Origin of the sequence: Bradyrhizobium sp. 195, assembly GCF_023101665.1 — a bacterium.
Taxonomy (GTDB): domain Bacteria; phylum Pseudomonadota; class Alphaproteobacteria; order Rhizobiales; family Xanthobacteraceae; genus Bradyrhizobium.
The window spans coordinates 5736183-5756975 of record NZ_CP082161.1; the positions used below are offsets into that span (position 1 = coordinate 5736183).

Annotated in this window: 16 protein-coding genes; 5 read left to right on the top strand and 11 right to left on the bottom strand. The window is 63.9% G+C overall.

All coding sequences use genetic code 11. The features are described 5' to 3' along the window. Positions 1-49: 49 nt before the first annotated feature. The 3 genes from IVB26_RS26985 to IVB26_RS26995 all read right to left on the bottom strand — a co-directional run bounded on the left by IVB26_RS26985 (position 50) and on the right by IVB26_RS26995 (position 5573). The gene (locus tag IVB26_RS26985; protein WP_247968156.1) at positions 50-3766 is read right to left on the bottom strand and encodes a tetratricopeptide repeat protein; all 3717 of its coding nucleotides are present in this window, start codon (positions 3764-3766) and stop codon (positions 50-52) included. A 225-nt stretch (positions 3767-3991) separates the two neighbouring features. Beyond that, entirely contained in the window at positions 3992-4855 is an 864-nt protein-coding gene (locus IVB26_RS26990; RefSeq protein WP_247968157.1) for a tetratricopeptide repeat protein, read from the bottom strand. Positions 4856-4946: 91 nt separating this feature from the next. After that, entirely contained in the window at positions 4947-5573 is a 627-nt protein-coding gene (locus IVB26_RS26995) for a FecR family protein (RefSeq protein WP_346732835.1), read from the bottom strand. Between the two features lie 397 nt (positions 5574-5970). On the opposite strand from IVB26_RS26995, the gene IVB26_RS27000 reads away from it, so the two are divergent. Then, on the top strand, positions 5971-10104 hold the full coding sequence (locus tag IVB26_RS27000; RefSeq protein WP_247968159.1) for a VCBS domain-containing protein: 4134 nt from the start codon (positions 5971-5973) through the stop codon (positions 10102-10104). 22 nt (positions 10105-10126) lie between these two features. On the opposite strand, the gene IVB26_RS27005 is transcribed toward IVB26_RS27000, so the two are convergent. The 5 genes from IVB26_RS27005 to fliL all read right to left on the bottom strand — a co-directional run bounded on the left by IVB26_RS27005 (position 10127) and on the right by fliL (position 13863). After that, complete coding sequence (locus IVB26_RS27005; protein ID WP_247968160.1) at positions 10127-10324, bottom strand: hypothetical protein; 198 nt, start codon at positions 10322-10324, stop codon at positions 10127-10129. A gap of 591 nt (positions 10325-10915) precedes the next feature. Further along, on the bottom strand, positions 10916-11680 hold the full coding sequence (locus IVB26_RS27010; protein ID WP_246920670.1) for a MotE family protein: 765 nt from the start codon (positions 11678-11680) through the stop codon (positions 10916-10918). 9 nt (positions 11681-11689) lie between these two features. Next, entirely contained in the window at positions 11690-12136 is a 447-nt protein-coding gene (locus tag IVB26_RS27015; protein WP_212081757.1) for a DUF6468 domain-containing protein, read from the bottom strand. Continuing rightward, positions 12133-13335: a flagellar motor switch protein FliM gene (gene fliM, locus IVB26_RS27020; protein ID WP_018321852.1), complete on the bottom strand. Its 1203-nt coding sequence runs from the start codon at positions 13333-13335 to the stop codon at positions 12133-12135. Before fliM ends, IVB26_RS27015 begins: the two co-directional genes overlap by 4 nt. A 30-nt stretch (positions 13336-13365) precedes the next feature. Then, positions 13366-13863 carry a flagellar basal body-associated protein FliL gene (gene fliL / locus IVB26_RS27025; RefSeq protein ID WP_247968161.1) on the bottom strand — a complete coding sequence of 166 codons (498 nt, stop codon included), beginning with the start codon at positions 13861-13863 and terminating at the stop codon, positions 13366-13368. 376 nt (positions 13864-14239) lie between these two features. Between fliL and flgF the strand changes: the two genes are divergently transcribed. From flgF to flgH, 4 genes are read left to right on the top strand one after another with little or no spacing between them, the layout of a single operon-like run. Next, on the top strand, positions 14240-15001 hold the full coding sequence (gene flgF, locus IVB26_RS27030) for a flagellar basal-body rod protein FlgF (RefSeq protein ID WP_247968162.1): 762 nt from the start codon (positions 14240-14242) through the stop codon (positions 14999-15001). 16 nt (positions 15002-15017) lie between these two features. Beyond that, complete coding sequence (flgG, locus tag IVB26_RS27035) at positions 15018-15806, top strand: flagellar basal-body rod protein FlgG (RefSeq protein ID WP_247968163.1); 789 nt, start codon at positions 15018-15020, stop codon at positions 15804-15806. A gap of 10 nt (positions 15807-15816) precedes the next feature. Continuing rightward, positions 15817-16953 (top strand): flagellar basal body P-ring formation chaperone FlgA, encoded by a 1137-nt coding sequence (flgA, locus tag IVB26_RS27040; RefSeq protein ID WP_247968164.1) that lies wholly within the window; start codon positions 15817-15819, stop codon positions 16951-16953. A gap of 3 nt (positions 16954-16956) precedes the next feature. Next, a complete protein-coding gene (gene flgH, locus IVB26_RS27045; RefSeq protein ID WP_247968165.1) occupies positions 16957-17718 on the top strand; it encodes a flagellar basal body L-ring protein FlgH in 762 nt (253 codons plus the stop codon). A 230-nt stretch (positions 17719-17948) separates the two neighbouring features. Here flgH and IVB26_RS27050 read toward each other — a convergent pair whose 3' ends face one another. The 3 genes from IVB26_RS27050 to dksA all read right to left on the bottom strand — a co-directional run bounded on the left by IVB26_RS27050 (position 17949) and on the right by dksA (position 20718). Next, positions 17949-18275 carry a helix-turn-helix domain-containing transcriptional regulator gene (locus tag IVB26_RS27050; RefSeq protein WP_247968166.1) on the bottom strand — a complete coding sequence of 109 codons (327 nt, stop codon included), beginning with the start codon at positions 18273-18275 and terminating at the stop codon, positions 17949-17951. A gap of 835 nt (positions 18276-19110) precedes the next feature. Further along, positions 19111-19890: a 2-keto-4-pentenoate hydratase gene (locus tag IVB26_RS27055; protein ID WP_247968167.1), complete on the bottom strand. Its 780-nt coding sequence runs from the start codon at positions 19888-19890 to the stop codon at positions 19111-19113. A 462-nt stretch (positions 19891-20352) separates the two neighbouring features. Beyond that, entirely contained in the window at positions 20353-20718 is a 366-nt protein-coding gene (gene dksA, locus IVB26_RS27060; RefSeq protein ID WP_008554760.1) for an RNA polymerase-binding protein DksA, read from the bottom strand. Positions 20719-20793 lie beyond the last annotated feature (75 nt).

Consider the following 20793-nt stretch of genomic DNA (forward strand, 5'->3'; position numbering starts at 1 on the left):
GCAATGACGGAGGTCGAGGCGTCGTCCGGGCCGCGCTTCGCGCGGCAACCTACCGCGTCATCTTGATCTGCCGCACCACCGGGATCGTCGGCAGCGAGCCGGTGTGGTCGCTTTCTTCCTTGGCCTGCGGCGAGCTCGGCGCGCGGGCGGTGGCGTCGGGGAAGCGCTGCTTCATCTCGCGCAGGAAGCCGTCGAGCGTATCGACGCTGGCCGCCAGCTTGGCGATCTCGGCGAATTCGGCGCTGGAGGCCGCGGCCGGCTTGCTGGCGATGTCGAAGGCGAGACGGTCGGCGCTCTCGCTCATCAGCGGCGCGTATTTCTCGCGGAAGCGCGACAGGCCGATCGAGTCGTCGGCGAGCGCATAGCCGACGGCGGCACGGATGATGTCGCTCTTCTCCACCGTGTTGAGCGGTTTGAAGTCGCGGAAGCGCTCACCGTAATAGAGCTCGATCTGCTCGGCGGATTCGCGCCAGCGCCGGCCCGCCCAGAAGATGTCGGAGCGCAGGCGGAGCACTTCGCGCCCAGAGACGTTGGAGACGATATCGAGCGCGAGGTCGTGACGGCCGACGTCGCTCTGCGCGCGCGCTTCCAGCAGCAGGCGCTGCTGCCTGAGCTCGCCGGAGAGATCGCTGATGCGGCTCGCGCGTAGCGCGGTGATCGCCATGTCGGGCTTGCGGTTGGCCAGATAAATCATGGAAAGGCGCGCGGCGACCTGGGCGCGCGCTGCGCCTTCGAGGCGGTGATCGACCTGGTATTGCAGCAGCTCGGCGGCCTGGTCGAGCAGATCGATCGAGGCGAGACGGTCGGCGAGACGGCGGATCAGCTCGTCGCCGCGGCGGCCGATCGGCGTCAGTTCGCGGAACTCGTAGAACATCCCGAGCGCCTCGACCGGCGGCAGCTCGTCACCCCTCGATCCCAGGAAGATTTGCGTGAACAGCTCGGAGGCGAGATCCTGCGCCTGACGCGAGGCTTCAGCGTTCGGCTGGAGCTTCGTCGCGGTGCGCGCGGCCGTGAGCGCGTCCCGGTAACGCCCGTTCTCGGCATACAGCTGCGACAGCATCTGCAGCGTCTTGACCTCGATCGCGTCGCCGCGCCAGGTCATCGACAGGGTCTCGAGCTCGCGCAGCGCGTCTTCCTTGCCGATCTCGTCGCGCTTCTGCCGCAGCGCGACCTCGAGCTGCTTGGCCTCGGCCGCAGCCGACCGATCGGACGAGGCGACCGCGAGCCTGTAATCGTCGAGCGCGTCCTTGTCGTGACCGAGCGCCTCGGCGAGCCGGCCGCGCAGCACGGCGAAGCCGGGCGCTGCCTCGGGCGGGACCCCGACCACTTCGAGTTCGCTGCGGCGCTTGGAGGCGCCGGCATAGTCCTTCACCTCGAGCGAGGCGCGCATCGCGTCCATCGTCACGATGCGCTGGATGTCGAGCGGCAGCGAGGCAATGGCGAATTCGACGTTCTTGAACTTCTCGCGCGCGTCAGCCCATTTGCCCTGGCGCGCATAGGCGAGCGCCTTCCAGAGCTGGGAGTCGTGGCTGTTGCCGATCACGGGATTGGCCAGGTCCTTCAGGCCCTGCGCCGGCCGGCCGATCAGGATGCTGGCGATCGCATGCATGATCAGCGCGCCGCTCTCCTCCTTGTTGAGCGGATCGCTCAACATCAATTCGGTCACGGCCTTGGCCTCGTGATACATCGCGCGCGACATGTAGAACTGCGCAAGATCGAGCCGCGGTAGCGAGCGCAGCGCCGGTTCGACGTTGGAGATCGCCGTCATCAGCTCGTTTTGGCGCGCCACGAAATTTTCCGACTGGCCCTTGCGCCAGCCTTCGGGGCTGAAGACCGGGCGCACCGCGGTCGGCGCCCGCTCGGCCGAGATATCGACCGGCGACAGCGTCAATCCGCCCTTCTTGCCGAGGATCACCTTGTCGGAGCCGACCTCGACGCCGACCTCGTCGGAGTTCGGCCGGACCGCGATGCCGTGCGCGGATTCCAGCAGCGAGAGATCGACGAGGTCCTGCCGCTTGATGAAGCCGCGCACCGGCCGCTGCCCGGTCACGACATAGAGCGTGTCGCCGGCGTCGGGATCGGTGAGCTTGTGCAGGACGCCCGGATTGGCGAAGGGGATCGCGATGTTGGCGAGCGCGGGGTCGGTGATGTTGCGCGACATCATCAGCGGCAGCGGCGTCGTCTGGATCTTGTCGGCCAGCGTCAAGAGCCAGTTGGTCTCCTTGCCGACCTCTTCGCTCGCCAGCGAGTAGACCAGCGGGCGGGTGAGACGGATGCGCAGCGCCTGCCCCTTGTCCAGCGGGACGCGGCCGACCTCGCCGATCATCGCGCCGCCCCTGGCGCGGATCGCCTCGACATCGATCGGCTTCGGTGTATCGAAGACCAGCCAGACGGTGTCGCCGCGGCGGAACGCCGCCGCGGGCGTTGCGACCTGGATCGGGAACGTCACGCGCAGGCCGTCGCTGTCGCGGCGCGCATCGACGCTGGCGACGGTCGGCTGCGGCGCGGCCGGTCCTTCGGCAGGCACAGTCTTGGCGGCTTCCTTCGCGACCTCTTTCGGCGCTTCGGCTGGCGCGGGCTTGGCTGGCGCGGCTTCGACAACAGGCGGCGCCGGCTTCGCGGTTTCCTTCGCCGTTTCCTTGGCGGTTTCCTTGGGCGCTTCCGGTGCGTGCGCAGCCTCGGTCGCAGGCGCCGGTTTCGGCGCGTCAGCGGGCGGCATCGCGGCGGACGCTTCCGGCTTCACCTCAGGCTTCACATCGACCTTGGCGTCGCGCGCGATCGCCTCGGAGGTCGGCGGCGTGATCTCGCGATGGGCGTCCTTCGGCTTCTCGGCCGCGGGCTTGTCCGGCGTCGGTCCGTGACCGGCCGGCTTCATCTGCGCGATCGCCGCCTCGGGAGTCGCCGCCGTCTTGCCCTTGTCGGGCTGGAAGGAGACGTCGACGACGTAGTTCTTCTCGTCGCGGAACGAATGCACGTCGGAATCGCCGATCAGCGCGATCTCGACATTGGTCTGGTCGATGTCGGCCTTCTGCTTGATCGAGGCGACGTTCGGCGGCGCCGCGACGATTGCGTCCGCCAGATCGAAATTGAGGTTGGCGTTGAAAGCGAGCGTGAGCTTCTGCTCGTTGAGCACGGAGGAGACGCCGACACCGTCGGGCATCTCGAACACGAAGCGGACGAAGGTCGGCTGCACCGAGGCGCGCACGCGGATCTGCGGGCGCTTCTTGCTCTCGGCCGCGGCGCGCTGGGCGCGCAGCGCCCGCTCGGCCACGCGGGCACGCTCGGCGAGTTCCTTGACCACGTCCATGGGCAGGCTCGGCGGCGGTCCCTTCCAGCCCTCGGGCAACAAGTCGACGAAGGTGCGCTCGCCGGCGTTCATGGTGTTGACGGTGACGCGCCGCGCCAGCGACAGGCGGATGGCGCCGCCGTCAGGATCGCGGCGCGCGGAGTTGACGTAATCGGGCGCGCCTTCCGGAACGCGGTCGACGGGGACGTCGACGGGCCGGTCGAAGCGGATGATGAGGACGGAGCCCGCAGTCGTCACCTCGGAGGGAACGTCCTCGCCGAGCTTGATGACGAGGCGGGCAAAGCCGCCGCCGGCCGAAAAGGTCGCCTCGCCCCTGACAGGATCGGCCGCCCGGGCAGGCGCACCGAGGCCGATCAGCAGGCAGACCGCCAGCACGCCAGCTTTTCGGACATGACGCGACAGCCCTGGCGCCATTGCGCGGGCTCGCGACCACAATCCATCGGCAGCCTCTCGCGCCATTGGCGGCATTTCTTCCGGTCCGACAATCCATGCCGGCAATGGCGCCGGCCGGTGCCGTCGACTGTAGGACCCGCCAATTAAGGACTTGTTAATGCTATATCTTGATTTGCTCTGGGGACAGCACGCCGTGCCGGATCGAGCGTGGGCGCCTCCGTCGAGCTTGGATTTGAGAGGCAGGCGGTTAAGAAGTTGTTAACACCTGCACGACAGCGCTGTCGCGATTGGTCAATCGTTCGACGGCACTCCAAAACGAGCAAAATCCTCGCGGATTCCCGCGTCGATTCTTCCTGCCGCCGAAATATCGCTATCGCCGCCGCCTTTGTCGCCGAGCCTGAGTCTGGCAACCCCGCGACCGTAGAGCGCGCTCGCAAGTTTGGGCGCGAATCGCAGCGCTGAGTTGTAGTCATCGATAGCCGCGGAAAGTTGCCCCATTTTCAGATTGATCAGAGCTCGCGAATCATACGTTGCGGCGTTGTTTGCTTCCGATCGAAGCGCCCTGTCGCAGTCGTCCAGCGCAGCCTGCAAAGCACCGAGGACGGCTCGGGCCCAACAGCGTCCGCTCCACACCGCCTCCAGATTCGGATCAAGACGAATTGCCTCATCATAGTCCTGCGCTGCACGCTCGTACGCATTGCCCTTCAGGTAGGCTGCCGCACGGTTGGCAAACGCAGCGCCATAGTTTGGATTCAGCTTGAGCGCCTCCTCAAAAGCGCCAAGGGCGAGGTCGTGCGCGCCCGTCCTCAGATAAGCCACGCCCAGATTGTTGAAGGCTTTGGCATAATTTGGATTGAGCCGGGTCGCTTCAGTGAAGTCCTTGATCGCGCGTTCGTAGTCGGTTTTGGCGCTATAGGCATTGCCCCTGTTGTTGTAGGCGACAGCGAAGCCGTTCGCAGTCCCCTCGCCCGCATCGATAAACGCCGTGCAGCCGTCGATCCGAGCTTCGGGCAACACCCGATCTGAGCCGTTACACAGTTCAACATTCTTGAGTGAGCCGCCCTTCTTTGGCTTCTGCGCGAAGCCCGACGAACCGGACAGCACAACAATCAGAATGAAAATCACTGCCTTGATGGCACTGGCTCTTGCGGTCATTTTCGCACCAGGCGCCGATCTCGGAGAGTGACGAAGCGTTAATCCCGGTATCGGCCGCGTTGCGCCGGCATGGCGGCTTCAGGTCAACTTCTCAGCATCCGCGACAGATATTGAGTCTGCGATTGGCGCTTCGATCGGGCTTCGGCGCAGCGACTGCCGGCGGCTTCTTCAGGAGCTTGCTGTTGCCCTCTTCAATCAGGGTCGAAAATCTGGCTGACCCATCATCCGAAATCTCGATATGCGGCGTCGTGCCTCGGATCCCCAGCGTGGCGACGGGAGTATCGACCTTCATGTCACCGGTCTTGGCGACACTGCCCGCAACAAAAGTGAACGTTCCCTTGGCGAGATTGAACAGGGTCGCATTGGACTTGCCGTCCGGCTCATACACATAATGATCCAACACCATGCGGGCGTTGCTCGATAGATTGAACGAGCTGCCATCGGTAAAGTTGATGCCGACCCGGCCGTCGGCCCCGGTCAGCACCACATCACCGAGATATACGGAATCACCCGTCTTGGTCCGGGCGGGCTCGCTCGAGACATTCGCCTGAACGACCACTGCGCCCGCATGTTCGATCGTGACCGAGCCTGTTGCCGCCACCACCTTCCCAATCGGTTTCGAAGCCGGGGTAGCGACGGCGGGCTTGGCGGAATCGATTTGCGCTCGAGCCGCACTCGGCAAGAAATTGGCAATCGCCAAAACAAAGCCGGTCGCCAAAGCGGCTATCGTAGATCTGCGCATGATCCCCCCTTTCTGAGAAGATCTTGTCGCTATCGGCGGCCATCTTTTGAGCCGCGAAGCGCAGCTGCAATAAATATAATTGTTGTTTAATTTTCTCGACCGGCTTAATTAAGCCCAGCGCGAGCTAAATGCCACAAATTTGAATACGTTTCGTTTTTTAATTTAATCACATTGGCGGGAGGGCGGAGCGGAAATGGCAGTCAGTCTGGCTGTCCCCGCGAAACGTCTCTCTCAAAAGCAAACTTGATTATTTCGGCGGGCATGCCTTTGGGCTGCCAGCGCCTAGGATATTTTCGTCCCTTGGCGAGGGCGCCCCGAGCAAGACCATGGCAGCACGCCGAGCCTGAATCGATCACCCAGGCGAGGTTAAACCATGTCAGTTGCGTCCGGCATCCAGGTTGATAGCGGGGCCGCCATGGCCCTGCCCGTCCAAATCATTGGCCATATCCATACAGTGATCGGTTGCGGCACGCTCATACCATCGAGCGGCGTGGCCACACAGGCGGTAGCTGGCGCGCCTGTCCACAGGGCTGACGTGATCGAGACCGATGCTGCCGGACAGATCACACTTCGCTTCCTCGACGGTACTTTGTTCAACATCGCCTGCGGCACTCGCGTCGTGCTGAGCGAATTCGTCTTCGACGCCGAAGGCATGTCACCGAGGGCCCTGTTCGACGTGACCCGAGGGAGCTTCAGTTTCGTACCAGGCCGGCTAGCAGAAACCGGATCACTCCAGGTGAGTACACCCATTGCAGGCATCCGCGCCCGGGGCCACGCCGGCGGCTTCGGGATGCTGACACTTGCAGCATTGACTTTCTCGGCCGCGCAAAATGCCGAAGCTGCGGATCCTGATGTCACATTCCTGGATGACGACTCCATCACCTACAAGGACCTTGCGCACGGTGCATTTGAGCTCGTGACCAAGGAGCGGATCCCACGACACATCATCGTTGAAGATCCCGGCGAGACAATCGTCCTCAAGAGGGTGGGATCCACCATCAGTGTCAACCAGGTCGCGAACACGGCCGCTCGCATGGACGAGTTGCGCGCCGCTCAGCAGGATGTGCTCGCCAATCTCACGGACGGGCAAGGGCCACATGGATCGAGCACACCACCCTTTGTCAAAGCCCAGCCGCTGCAGCCGATCAACTTCGTTCCGCCTGACGCGCCCGAGCTGCGGACATTGCCGACCGTGTTGCCATTCGTCGTTCCCGAGCCTCTGGGACGTCTACCTCCGACGCTCAGCACCGGAGCCGGGCCAGCTGAACTCGACACGGTGGTGTTTGACACATTCACTGCGGCGACAGGAACTTTCAGTGCCAGTAGCACCAACAGCAACGACCAGCTGACCTTCGGCGTCATCGGGGCGAGCGCAGGCAATACGGTCCTGGGTGGAGTGACGTACGATCTGTCGAAGACAAGCCCCTACGGAATACTCTACGTCAACAGCACGAGCGGCGCCTATACGTTCGTGCCTGACGACGCCGCTATCAACGCGCTGAAGGCACCCACGACCGATGGCTTCGTCATCACGGTCTCCGATGGATTCAGCTCTGTCAATCAGACCTTCACGATCACCATTAACGGTGTCAATGACGCGGCAATCATCTCCGGCACCACGGTCGGCTCGACTATCGAGGCTGGTGGCATCGCGAATGGAACGCCCGGCACGCCGATTGCGACCGGCACCCTCACCGACACCGACGTCGACGATCCGCCCAATACGTTCACCGCGGTGAACTCGCCAACGGCGAGCGCCGGTGGCTACGGCACCTTCACGATGACGGCTGCCGGGGTGTGGACCTACACTCTGGACAACGCCAACGTTGCTGTGCAGGCGCTCAAGGCCGGCCAGACGCTGGCCGACAGCTTTACGGTAACCACGATCGGAGGCACCGCCCAGGTGGTGACGATCACCATCCACGGCACCAGTGACGCGGCGATCATCTCCGGTGAGACGACCGGCGCAGTGATCGAGGCTGGCGGCATCGCCAATGCAAACCCCGGCACCGCCACCGCGAGTGGTACGCTCACCGACGCTGACGTCGACACGACCGCAAATGCCTTCACGGCGGTCGGCTCGCCAACGGCGAGCGCCGCTGGCTACGGCACTTTCACCATGACCGCAGCGGGCGTGTGGACCTACACGCTCGACAATGCCAAGGCTGCGGTGCAGTCCCTCAATTCCAGCGAGACACTGACCGATACGTTCACTGTGACCACGCTGGATGGAACTGCCCAAGTGATCACGATCACCATCCATGGCAGCAACGATGCCGCTGTCATTTCCGGGACAACGGCCGGCTCAGTGACCGAGGCCGGAGCCGTTGCCAACGCGACACCCGGCACGCCGAGCGCAACAGGCACGCTCGTTGCCACCGACGTCGACAATCCATCCAGTACTTTCACAGCGGTGACCTCGCCCACGGCAAGCACCAACGGTTATGGCACCTTCACAATAACCGCCGCCGGCCTGTGGACCTACACGCTCGACAACTCCAACGGCGCGGTGCAGTCGCTCAATGTCGGCGGCACACTTATCGACAGTTTCACTGTGACAGCCGTCGACGGCACGCCGCAGGTGGTGACGATCACCATCCACGGCACCAACGACGCGGCCATCATTTCCGGCACCACGACCGGCTCAGTGACCGAGGCAGGAACTTTCTCGCCCGGCGTTCCCATCGCGACCGGAGCACTCACCGATACGGATGTCGACAACGCGCCGAACACTTTCACCGCGGTCTCTTCGCCTGCGGCGAGCGACGACGGATACGGCACCTTCACCATGACGGCCGCCGGCGTATGGACTTACACCCTCGACAACAACAATAGCGTGGTTCAGGCGCTCGAGGTCGGCGACACCTTGACTGACACTTTCACGGTAACTGCCATCGATGGTACGACCCAGGCGGTGACCGTCGCCATCCATGGCGCTAGTGACGCAGACCCCAACGATTTTGATAACCTGGCCACCGGATCCGTCGTGATCTCCGATCCACCCAACGTGTATGGGACGCCGGGGAGCGAAACCATCGCGGGCGGCGGCCATACAGGTCAGATCATCTACGCGGGGGCCAGCAGTGATACCGTCAATGGCACCGGCAAAGCGGACGTTCTCTATGGCGGCTCCGGCAATGACACGATCAAAGGCAACGACGGCGATGACGTCATCTACGGGGGCTCGGGCAACGATACGATCAACGGCAACAACGGCGGCGACACCATAACCGGCGGATTTGGTGCGGACCAACTCACCGGCAGCAATGGCAACGACCGCTTCGCTTATTTGTTCGTAGCCGATTCCAACGCGAGCCAGTTCGACACCGTCACCGACTTCGCCTCGGGGACCGACAAGATCGACTTGACCGCTCTTGGTGCGCTTGGGTTCGTCATCTTGGCCTTGAGCTCAACAAGCACGGTCGTGCCGGCACATACGATCGCCTGGCTCTATGACAGCGCGGCAAACGAAACCATCGTGTACGTCAATGCAACGGACCAGACCCTTCACGTCGGCGATTCCGGCCTGCTCGAAATCCATTTGCAGGGCATTGCAACCATCGACGCGTCGGACTTCATCCTGGCGCCGCCGGCGGCACCTGTGATGGCGACGGCCAGCGAACTGCTCGACCTCACCGCAACCGCGCAGAGTGACGCGACCGCCCTGATCGCGACCACTTCCGAGGTCTCGTCCGATTCCGGAAGCGGCGACGGCACGCTCCTCGCCGATGGGAGTTCCGCAATCCAATCAAGCGAGGCGACCTCCAGCCTGAATTGGGGCGGGGAATGGACCGAATATTCCAGCCTCACCGGTTCAGACGAAGCGCAAACGCGCGCGACCGAAACGACCCGCAGTGAGGCGGCAGCTCCCTCAGCCAGCGGACTTCCTGCGATCCTGCAGCACATGGCCGCACCGACGGAGGTCAGTTTTGTCTTCAATCACGTGCTCGACACAGACACGACGGCTGGCAAAAATGGCGCGATTTCCGGAGGCGGCCAGACGCCTGACATCGCTGTCGCCGCGCTGAATTTTGACCATGACGCCGCCGAACCGCACGCCGGGCGCGGGCTTGCGCTGGGGAACGATGCCGGGAATCACGGCGTCTCGCACCCGGCAAACGCCGCACAGGCGGCTGGTCATACCGGCGATCACGCGCCAGAGACGGCGCTCAACCCCGACCTTCTGAAGTCATCGCCCCCTGGCGCCCACTCCTCGCTCTCAAGCAAGGCGGCGGAGCAGCACGGCTCGCCCCATGGAACGTCCGCGTCAAAGCCCGCCGATCCGCAGCAGCTCGGCGACTCGTTCCTGTTCAAGGATGACGCTTCGCAGGGTTCACAGCACAGTGCGGTGCTGGATCATCTTTCAGATGTCGCCGGTCATCACGACCACGCTGGAGCATTCCGCGGATCCGAGCTGGCGTCCATGCCTGAAACATCCCCGCCTGACGTTGATCCAGCTTACGGAGCAGGTGCACAAGGCCATGTGTTGCACGATCTGATCGTGTGACGCTCGCAAGCCGATGGCGTCTTTAGTGTTGATTGCCGGCGCCATCCGGCGCTGAGGCGTTCTCTTGATCGAGAGAAGATTCATCATCGTTGCCGTCGTCGCCCTCGGGCGGCGCTGCATGCTGATGGTTTAGCGCGGATGTCCAGGCGGAAGTCATCGCCGCTATGAGGAGCCGGTTGACGGCCTCGATTACGCGTTCTGCTGCGGACGAGTAGTTCATGGCCTCCTCCTCCTGCGCTGCTGACTGCGAATGGCCGAAGCTTACGACGGCGCCTTGAGTGCCACTGTCCGCCACTTCACACACGCGCGCGTCAACTCACCGCAGTCTCAGAAGATGCCGGCTGCCGCAGCTGCACCCGCAACGTGCCGCCTTGACGAGTTGTTGAGCGTGCGTGCCCACAACCTTCGAGGCGTTGCGCTTCGCACGCGACTCTGAATCAGATGTGATCTCGGCGATGCGAACCGATTAAGGGCTTTGGGGGGTCATCAATGAGCGGAGAAGCCGGTTGCATTGTGTGTAGCAGGGCAAGAGCGGTCGTCGAGATCATTCCGATCGCCAGAGGATATGCCCTGAAAGTATATGAATGCTCCTGTTGCCATAGCACGCTGCAGCTCGTGACTCGGGTCACAAAGGCCGTGGCGAACAAGCAGCAGCTCAATACTCTTCCTCGTGTGGAGAAGCAGTTGCGCCCGCCTGTTCGCAGGGTGCAACAGGCGTTCGCGAACTAGACACGCAGGGTGTCTGGCTGGCTTCAGTCGAACGACCGCGCGGCAACGCGCAGGTTGCCAAAGCACGCGCCGCCTTGAGCGCTCAATTCGGCTTTTGCGTCGGCTTGCCGTCGATCTTGGGCAGATCACCGGCCGAGGCGGACTGATCGCCGCCGCCATTGGCCCGGCGGGCCATCTCGACCGTCAGCTTCTCGGCGGCCTCCGGCGACATCAGCCCCATAATGTCCGACATCTTTCGCGGCGCGATGGCCGAGGCGATCTCGATCAGTACGCCCATCTCCAGCCGGTCGAACACCCGCGCGGCGTCCTTGGGCTTCATGCCCTCGTACATGGTGACGAGGCCCTTCATGCGCTGGGCTTCGGCGGCTTTCTGCTCGGCCTGCGTCGCTGAGATGCGGGTTTCCACCGCCTTCATCTCCTCGACCTTGCCTTCGATGCGCTTCTCGGCCGATTTGAGCAGGCTCTCGCGGATGTCGATCTCGCGCTGGCGGGCCTCGATCTCCTGGCGGCGCGCCTGCAACCGCTCGAGGATCGCGCGCTCGGAGGCCGAGACCTGCGGCTGGGCTTCGTCCACCTTGACCACGGTGCCTTCGGGCTTGGTCTCGGGCGCGGCGGGCTTGGGCGCCTCCTTCGGCGCACCATGGGTCGAGCCGGTGATGATCTCCGGGTCCTCGCGGCCGGTCGGGAAGTTCAGATTCTCCTGCGCCCAGGATTTCTTGGCCTGGTTCGGCTTGTAGTCGAACACATAGCCGCCATTGATCACGAGGCCCGCGACCTTCAGCGTGGCGAGGCCTGCGACGGCGACCAGGACGACCGGGATGACGCGGATGTTACGAAAGGACTTCATATCCTGATTTCATGCGGCAAGGCCGTTGGATCGTCGGCGCTCGGAGAAGGCTTCGGCTGCCGCCGCTACTGCCTTCGCCGTCGATGGCTTGGCCGCGGGCGCGGCGACTGTTTCCGGACTGGTCATGGGCCGCGCGGCGATCGCGATCTTGGACAGCCGCCGCACCACGTTGTCGGCTTCGCCGAGCTGCTTGTAGAGCTGGTCCGACATCTGCGTCGCCGCGGCGAGCTGGCTGCCGAGGTTCTCGTTGACGTCGCGCACGGCCAGCTTCAGCCCGCCGATCGCCCGCTCGGCGATCTCGGTCGCGGTGATCAGCTCGCCAATGACCGCCTTCAGCGAGTGCTCGTCCGCCTTCAGCCGCGTCAGCCGCTTGTTGAGCATGACGCAGTAGACGATCGTCAACATCAGCAGGATAGCCACCAGCGTCTCGATCGCCATTCCCAGGGAGTGGTTCATGGGGCCTCCATCATCTTGTTCTGCTCGTCCACCTTCTCGAACATCGCAAGTGTCGTACTTGGCTTGCGCAAGGGTTTCGTCACGCGGATCGCGACGCGGTCGCCGACCCGGCCCATCCGCCCCTCGGTCAGCGTGACGTCGCCGCAGCGCACGGTGACGTTGGCGTCGGCGCGCATGTCCAGCGGCAGCGTGTCGCCGACCTTGAGCCGCATCAGCTGCTTGAGCGGGATGTCGGCCTCGTAGAGCACGGCATCGACGGCGATCTCGGCCTGCACGATCTCGGTGGCGAAGTGGCCTTCCCAGACCGGGTCGCGGCCGAACTTTTCGCCCATGAACATCTGGAGCAGGACGCCCCGGATCGGCTCGATGGTCGCATAAGGCAGCAGCAGCTCGATGTTGCCGCCGCGGTCTTCCATGTCGATGCGCAGGCGCACCAGGATCGCGGCATTGGCGGGACGGCTGATCGCGGCGAAACGCGGATTGGTCTCGAGCCGGTCGATCGTGAAGGTCACCGGCGACAGCGGCCGGAACGCCTGCTCGGCATCGGCCAGCACCACCTCGACCAGCCGCTTGACCAGTTCGGTCTCGATCGTGGTGTAGGGCCGGCCCTCGATACGGAGCTGGCTGGTGCCGCGGCGGCCGCCGAGCAGCACGTCGATCATCGAATAGATCAGGTTGGAATCGACCGTCGCCATGCCGAAGTTTTCCCACTCCTCGGCCTTGAAGACGGTGAGGACGGCGGGCAGCGGGATCGAGTTCATGTAGTCGCCGAAGCGCACCGAGGTGATGCGATCGAGCGAGACTTCGACGTTGTCGGAGGTGAAATTGCGCAAAGACGTCGTCATCAGCCGCACCAGGCGGTCGAAGACGATTTCGAGCATCGGCAGACGCTCGTAGGAGACCATTGCCGAATCGATGATGGCGCGAATGCCGGAATGGTCGTCGAGCGTGACGTCGCCGACGGTGAAGCCGAGGAGATTGTCGATCTCCTCCTGCGACAGCACCCGCTCGCCGGAGTTCTTGCCGCTTCCGAGATCGCGGCTGCCGTCCTCGACCATGGCCGCCCATTGCAGGGCCATGGTCTCCGATAATTCGTTCTCGGCGGCAGCCTTCGCGGCCTCCGCGGGATCCTCGGAATCGAGCGACGCCTCCCATTGGGCGGCAATCGCATCCTGGTCCATTTGCTCGTTGCCGGCCATGCCGCTAGCCCATTGCCTTCCGCAGCGTGCTCACTGGATCACGACTTCCTTGAACAGCACCGCGCTGACCTGGACCGGGGCGACCGCCGCGTTGACGCGCTTGGTCAGCTCCTCCTTGAGGCGGAAGATGCCGGCCGACCCGTTGAGGTCGGAGGGGCGCAGCTCGCGCACATAGGTCTGGAAGATGTCGGTGACGCGCGGCATCGTCGGCTTGATCGCCTCGATCTGCTTCTCTTCCTTCAGCTCCAGCACGATCTTCAGCCGCAGATATTGCACCCGCTCGCCCGGCGCGCCGGCGAGGTTGACCATGATGTCGGGGACGTCGACGAAGGACGGCGGCTTGGGCGGCGGCGCGGCCTCGGCATGATGCTCGTTGTCGCCGTGACGGAAGAAGAAGAACCAGGTCGCAGCACCGCCGCCGAGGACGGCGAGCAGGCCGACGGCCATGATGATGAGCTTCAGCTTGTTCTTCGGAGGGGCTTCCGCGCCCTCACTGGCTGCGCCGCCTTCCGCTTCATTCTCTGCCATGGTCGCCGCGCCCGGATCTCTAAAAGGGGTCGAAAGAGCGAAGCCTTGAGACAGTGACGCGATACAAATGCCCGGCGGAGTGCGCTCCTCTTCACGGCAAACGCTACGGTAATAATGGTTAACGGAATCTTTCGATTGGGCTTTCACTAGGAAAAATCTGCCGGGCAGACATGGCTAACAGAACCTTTCTGCCGCCCTCCCGCGCCCATCAAAAATCGGCAAGTCGCTGAAATCGCGTAATTTTCGGAGTTGGCACGGCTTTCGCTGAGAGAGGGCCGAGACCGAACGGTTTGGGAGAACCTGACGGTCTCGTTCACGGGGTCCGCCAAGGCGCTTGGGAGAGCGAAATGGCAGATCCACTCAGGGGAGATTTCCGATGCAGAACGCGCTTCTGATCGGCCTGTCGCGGCAGATGACGTTGGAACGGCAGATGGATGTCATCGCCAACAACGTCGCCAATGCCAATACCAACGGCTTCAAGGCCGACCATTCGCTGTTCGAGGAGTTTCTCAACTCGAACGCGCGTGAAGACAATTTCATCGGCGCCGACCGCCGTGTCTCCTATGTGCAGGACCGCGGCACCTACCGCGACATCGGCCAGGGGCCGATGGAGCCGACCAGCAATCCGCTCGACATGGCGATTGACGGCAACGCCTATTTCGCGGTGCAGGCCAATGGCGGCGAGCTCTTCACCCGCGACGGCAAATTCTCGCTCAACAGCACCGGCCAGCTCGTCACCTCGGACGGCAATCTGGTGCTTGGCACCGGCGGCCCGATCACCTTCCAGCCGACCGACCACGACATCAACGTCGCCCCCGACGGCACCATCACGGTGCTCGAGGGCACCGCCAAGACCGACTCCATCCGAGGCAAGATCCGCATGGCCTCGTTCGACGATCCGACCAAGCTGACCAAGCTCGGCGCCAATCTCTATGCTGTCGGCTCCGCCACCCAGCAGACCGACGCCAAGTCCAGCGTGCGCCAGGGCTATGTCGAGAAGTCGAACGTGAACTCGGTCGGCGAGATGACCCGCATGGTCGAAGTCATGCGCAGCTACACCGCCATCGCCAACCTGCTCCAGCAGCAGAGCGACCTCCACAAATCGGCGATCGAAAAGCTCGCCGACGTTCCGGCCTGATTGAGGGAGAACTGACATGCAGGCGCTTCACACCGCCGCGACCGGAATGGCGGCACAGGAACTCAACGTTCAGGTGATCTCCAACAACATCGCCAACCTGCGCACCACCGGCTTCAAGAAGCAGACCGCGGCGTTCCAGGACCTGATCTACGAGCACGTACGCCGCGTTGGCGCGCAAGCCTCGGACCAGGGCACCATCCTGCCCGTCGGCGTCGACATCGGCGGCGGCGTCAAGACCGTCGGCACGCCGCGCAGCATGACTCAGGGCACGCTGTCGCAGACCGGCAACGATCTCGACCTCGCGGTCTCCGGCGAAGGCTTCTTCAAGATCCTGATGCCCGACGGCACCTACCAGTACACCCGCGACGGCACCTTCCAGATGGACAATCAGGGCCGCGTCGTCACCGCGCAGGGCAACCCGGTGCAGCCGACCATCACGATTCCGAACAACGCATCGGGCCTGTCCGTCAATGAGCAGGGCCAGGTCTCGGTGACGCTGCCAGGCTCCTCGACCTCGACCATCCTCGGCCAGATCGGCCTGACCCGCTTCATCAACAAGGCGGGCCTGCAGCCCGTCGGCAGCAATCAGTTCACCGAGACGCCCTCCTCCGGTCCGCCCCAGGACGGCACGGCCACGGCCGAAGGTTACGGCAAGATCTCGCAAGGCAGCCTCGAGCAGGCCAATGTCGACGTCGTCTCGGAGATGAGCGACCTGATCGCCGCCCAGCGCGCCTACGAGATGAACGCCAAGGTGATCAGCGCCGCCGACCAGATGATGCAATCGACCACGGCGCTGTTCCGCTGAGGTGATGACGATGATCCGCGCCACCCTCGCCACGATCTCCGCCCTTCTCGCGCTGGCCCTGCCGGCAGCGGCCGCCGACGATTTCATCGCCTCGCCGACGCTGCGCGCCAGCGTCACCGTGACCTCGGACGTGGTGCGTGTCGGCGATCTCATCGACAATGCCGGATCGGCCGCGCTGATCCCGGTCTATCGCTCGCCCGATCTCGGCACCACCGGCGCGCTGCCGGTCGCCCAGGTGCTGTCGGTGCTCCGTGCCAAACAGGTGATCGGCGTGATGACCGGCGACATCAAGGAGGTCCAGGTCACCCGCCTCGCCCGCACGCTCGCGAGCAAGGACCTCGAAACCGCGGTCGCCGCGGCCCTCGAACGCCGCTTCGGCCTCGGGGACGCCGCCAACATCACCATCACGTTCGACCGCGGCGCCGCCGAGATGCGGCTGGACGCCTCCAACAGCGGCGCGCTGCAGCCGGTCGCTACCCGCTATGACGCCCGCAGCGGCCGTTTCGACATCGCCTTCGAGATTGCCAACGACAACAATCCGGCCCCGACCAAGCTCCGCTTCACCGGCACCGCGATCGAGACGGTGGAAGTGGCCGTGCTGACGCGCGACATCGACCGTACCGATCTCCTGAAATCTTCCGACGTCTCGCTGGAGCGCCGGCCGAAGGCCGAGGTCACCGGCGAGCCTGCCTCGCGCGAACGCAGCGTCGGCATGCAGTTGCGCCGGCCGATGCGGGCCGGCACGCCGCTCCGTGCCGCCGACATCGTCAAACCCGACTTCGTGGTGCGCGATCAGGCCGTCACCATCATCTACCAGGTGCCCGGCGTCTATCTCACCACGCGCGGCAAGGCGATCGAGAGCGGCGCCGAGGGCGACACCGTCAGCGTGATCAATCTGCAATCCAAGCGGACGCTGACCGGTGTCGTCACCGGTCGCGGCCAGGTGACGATCCAGGGCGCGAGCCAGTCCGCACCGATGGCGCCCGCGGTCGAGCAGACCTCCTCGCTCCAGCGCGAAGCGCCCGCTCCCATCGACACTGCAGCCATCGTCCGGAGCCTGGTCCAAGCTCCCGCCTCGCCGGCTCAAGTCGCACAAGCACAGATCCCGCAAGTTCGCGCCTCGCAAGCTCCAGCCAAGTCAGAGTAAGTCATGTCCTCGTTCAGTTCGGCTTCCCGTCTTCGTCGCATCGCGATCTCTGCCCTGCTGCTGGCCTCTTGCGCGCTGGGCGGCTGCTCCTCGATCGATCGCCTGTCGCAGATCGGCGAGCAGCCGAAGCTCTCGGCGATCGACAATCCGACGGCGCAGCCCGGCTACAAGCCGGTGCAGATGCCGATGCCGAAGCCGGAAGTCGCCTCCTACAATCCGAATTCGTTGTGGCGCAACGGCAGCCGCGCCTTCTTCAAGGACCAGCGCGCCCGCCAGGTCGGCGACCTCCTGACCGTGACCGTGAACATCACCGACAAGGCCAACCTCTCCAACGAAACCCAGCGCAGCCGAACCGCCAAGGAAGATTCGGGGATTACCGATTTTATCGGCAGCCAGACGGTCACGCAGCCGCTCAAGGTCCTGCCCGGTCGCCTTCTCACCACCGACTCGACTTCCTCCGCCGACGGCAAGGGCTCGGTCAATCGCCAGGAAGCGTTGCAGACCAACGTCGCCGCGGTCGTCACCCAGGTGCTGCCGAACGGCAACCTCGTGGTCGAAGGCAAGCAGGAGATCCGCGTCAACTACGAGATCCGCGAGCTCGTGGTCGCCGGCATCGTCCGCCCCGAAGACATCCAGAGCGACAACACCGTCGATTCCAGCAAGATCGCGCAGGCCCGCATCGCCTATGGCGGCCGCGGCCAGATCATGGACGTGCAACAACCGCGCTACGGCCAGCAGGTCATGGACGTGCTGCTGCCCTTCTAGCCCTCTCCCGAGCTCCCACATCGTGTTCGCGAACCTAGACGCGAACGACGATGTACGACGCGGCCCTCGCTAGCTCCCCTGGCGAGGGCCGCATGTATTTTGGCGTCGCGGCTGCCAACCACCGTCATTGCGAGCGAAGCGAAGCAATCCAGAATCCCTCCGCGGAAAGATCCTGGATTGCTTCGTTGCGAAGGGCTCCTCGCAATGACGGCTGAGAGAACGTCTACTCCTCACGCCGCTTTTGCGACCGCACGTATCTCCAGATGCACACCGGTCTCCTTCTGGAGCGCGTGGATCACCGCCATCAGGTTTTCCGCCGTCGGATTGCCGCGCGGCCCGAACATCCGCATCAGGCTCTTCTGCGGACGGTCGAGCACTTTGCTCAAGCGCTCGAAACCGATGGTGGCATTGATGTAGGTCCGCAGCGCCGTGCGACCGTAGTCGACATCTCCCTGCAACAATCCCTGCATCGCCTCCAGGAACAGCGCCTCGCGAAAGGCAGGATCACGCTCCGCCCGCGCGCGAATGGTCTCTCGAAAACTATGGGTCAATGGCATCGGCGATCCTTGATTCCGAGCTCATTCGCGTTGAACGAAGCCGAACTTGGTACCATATTCGACACCAATTTTCAATTTCAGAATATTCGGATTTTGAAAATTTTCGTTGACACGCTCCGACCACCTCATTATGTTCTCGCTTCGTTCCGTCTCACAAGAGGGCGTATCGCGATCGTCACGAAACGCGGGATGGAATGCGGTCACGCGACGGCGTCGGCGGGCATGGCAGGTTGCAGGGCGGGAAACCTGTGAGCAGCCGCCTGCGCGGTACGACACGGCGCTGACAGCGTCTGACGCTTGGTCTCGATGGTGAGCGCACGCCAGCCATCGAGGGGCCGGCGAAGACGTGCGCGGACGGAGAAGTCGTGTGGTCCTGACGCCCGGGGTCTGTGCGTCAAGTCCTGCGGTGATGTGGCGGCCGACCGGTGCGCGCATCGATCATCCGCAAGGCGACGGGGATAGTGCATCGCTCCCCGAGGAGAGCACGAAGGACACCGTTAAAGCCATTCGCGCAGGGAAGGCCGGGATGTCCCGGCGTCACCTGTCGTCCACCCCGTGCGCGTTCCTTTCGCACACGCGGGACTTCGGGTGCCAGCCGGCGCCCGGCCTTCCCTGCGCCTTCTTGATTTCAGGAGGGCGAGACGATTGCAAAACTTGGGCGGAAGATGCCGCGAGGATGAGAAGGCGTGTCTGCAGTTGAGTTGTAAATTGAAGAGCGATGGCGTCGCCTCAATCTCCGTCATTGCGAGCGAAGCGAAGCAATCCAGAATCCCTCCGCGGAGAGACCCTGGATTGCTTCGTCGCAAGGGCTCCTCGCAATGACGGCGCCGAGAGCTCAAGTAAATTCAGCCTCCACCACGCCCAGCCCGTCCAGTTCCATCCGCACCTTGTCGCCGGCCTTCAGCCACAGCGTCTTGACCAGGCTGCCCGTCAGCACGAGTTGTCCCGCGTGAAGACCCTTGCCTTCGGCGGCGAGATGGTTGGCGAGCCAGGCGAGCGCGTTGTGGGGGTGGCCGAGCACGTCGGCGCCGGTGCCGTGGCTGACCTCCTCGCCGTTGAGGATGGCGCGGCCCTTGACGGCCTTCAGGTCCGGGACCGACGAGCGCGGAACCGCCGGGGCCAGCACGCAGCCGGCCGCGAAAAAATCGTCCGCGATCAGCGTCGGCGCGCCCATCGTCTCCCACTTCACGTAGCGATCGTCCACGATCTCGATCGCGGGATGATAGGCCTCGACCGCCTCGCCGACCCATTCGGCCGTGAACGGCGCCTCGCCGGCGGCGAGGTCGCGCTTCAGGCGAACCGCGATCTCGCATTCGACACCGACCCGGACATATTTGGAGGCGGCAAGCCTGGCGCCGCTATCATGCACGCCCTTCTGGAACACGCCGCCGGCGCAGGGATGCGGGATGCCGATATAGTCTTGCATCACCTGGCTGGTGCAGCCGATCTTGTAGCCGACCAGCGGACCGGCATGCGGCAGCAGCAGGTCGTGCAGCGTGCGCTGGACCTGATAGCCCTCGGCTTCATCAATGGGTGGACGTTCCAGCACCGCGAGCGGCGCATGGTTGCGGCGCGCCAGCGCGATCGCCTTTGCGGCTTCAAGAATCTTGTCCATCGGCGCCGCCTCCCACGCTACGCAGTCGCAGGCGGTACTTCAGCATCCCCGCTCCGGCCTGACAAGCGCGCCCGGCCGGAGGAATTACAGTGCCTCGCCCGCGTTTAAGGAAATATTGAGCTGGTGGAGGCTCTATGGAGGCAGGCGCCTCGCAGGTCCCGCAAACAGCGCAAAAGGCATGATTGCAGCGATGCTTCATGCAGCTGGATCAGCGCTTCAACTCCCGAGTCGATCCCGTTGATGCGACTCGCAAAATCTCCCGCACCTGAAGTGAAGGCTGCTTCTCATCCGAACTCACGTGAGCTCGGAGGAATCGAGCCTAGCCCGTTGATCGCGATTCACTTTTCGCGCTCGCGCGCGCGCCGAGGCACGCATCTGCAAGCGCCAGGCAAAATGCTGATCACGACGCGAAACGGCGCCTTGTGTCCAAAAACAAAGAGCCGCATCTCTGCGGCTCGGACTCTATTCGTCGCGATAGACCTTCTCGCGTTTCTCGTGGCGCTCCTGCGCCTCCACCGAGAGCGTCGCGATGGGCCGGGCCTCGAGCCGCTTCAACGAGATCGGCTCGCCGGTGTCCTCGCAATAGCCGTAGGTGTTGTCCTCGATACGCTGGAGCGCGGCGTCGATCTTGGCGATCAACTTGCGCTGGCGGTCGCGGGCGCGGAGTTCGATGGCACGGTCGGTTTCGGACGATGCCCGATCGGCGAGATCGGGGTGGTTCACGTTCTCCTCCTGCAAGGCTTGCAGGGTGAGCTTGGACTCTTTGAGGATCTCATCCTTCCAGGCAAGGAGCTTCAAACGGAAGTACTCCTTTTGCCGGTCGTTCATGAAAGGCTCTTTTTCGGTCGGTCGGTAGTTTTTCAACTTTTCCAAGGGCGGCCTATCTGTCTAAGCAACGACTCG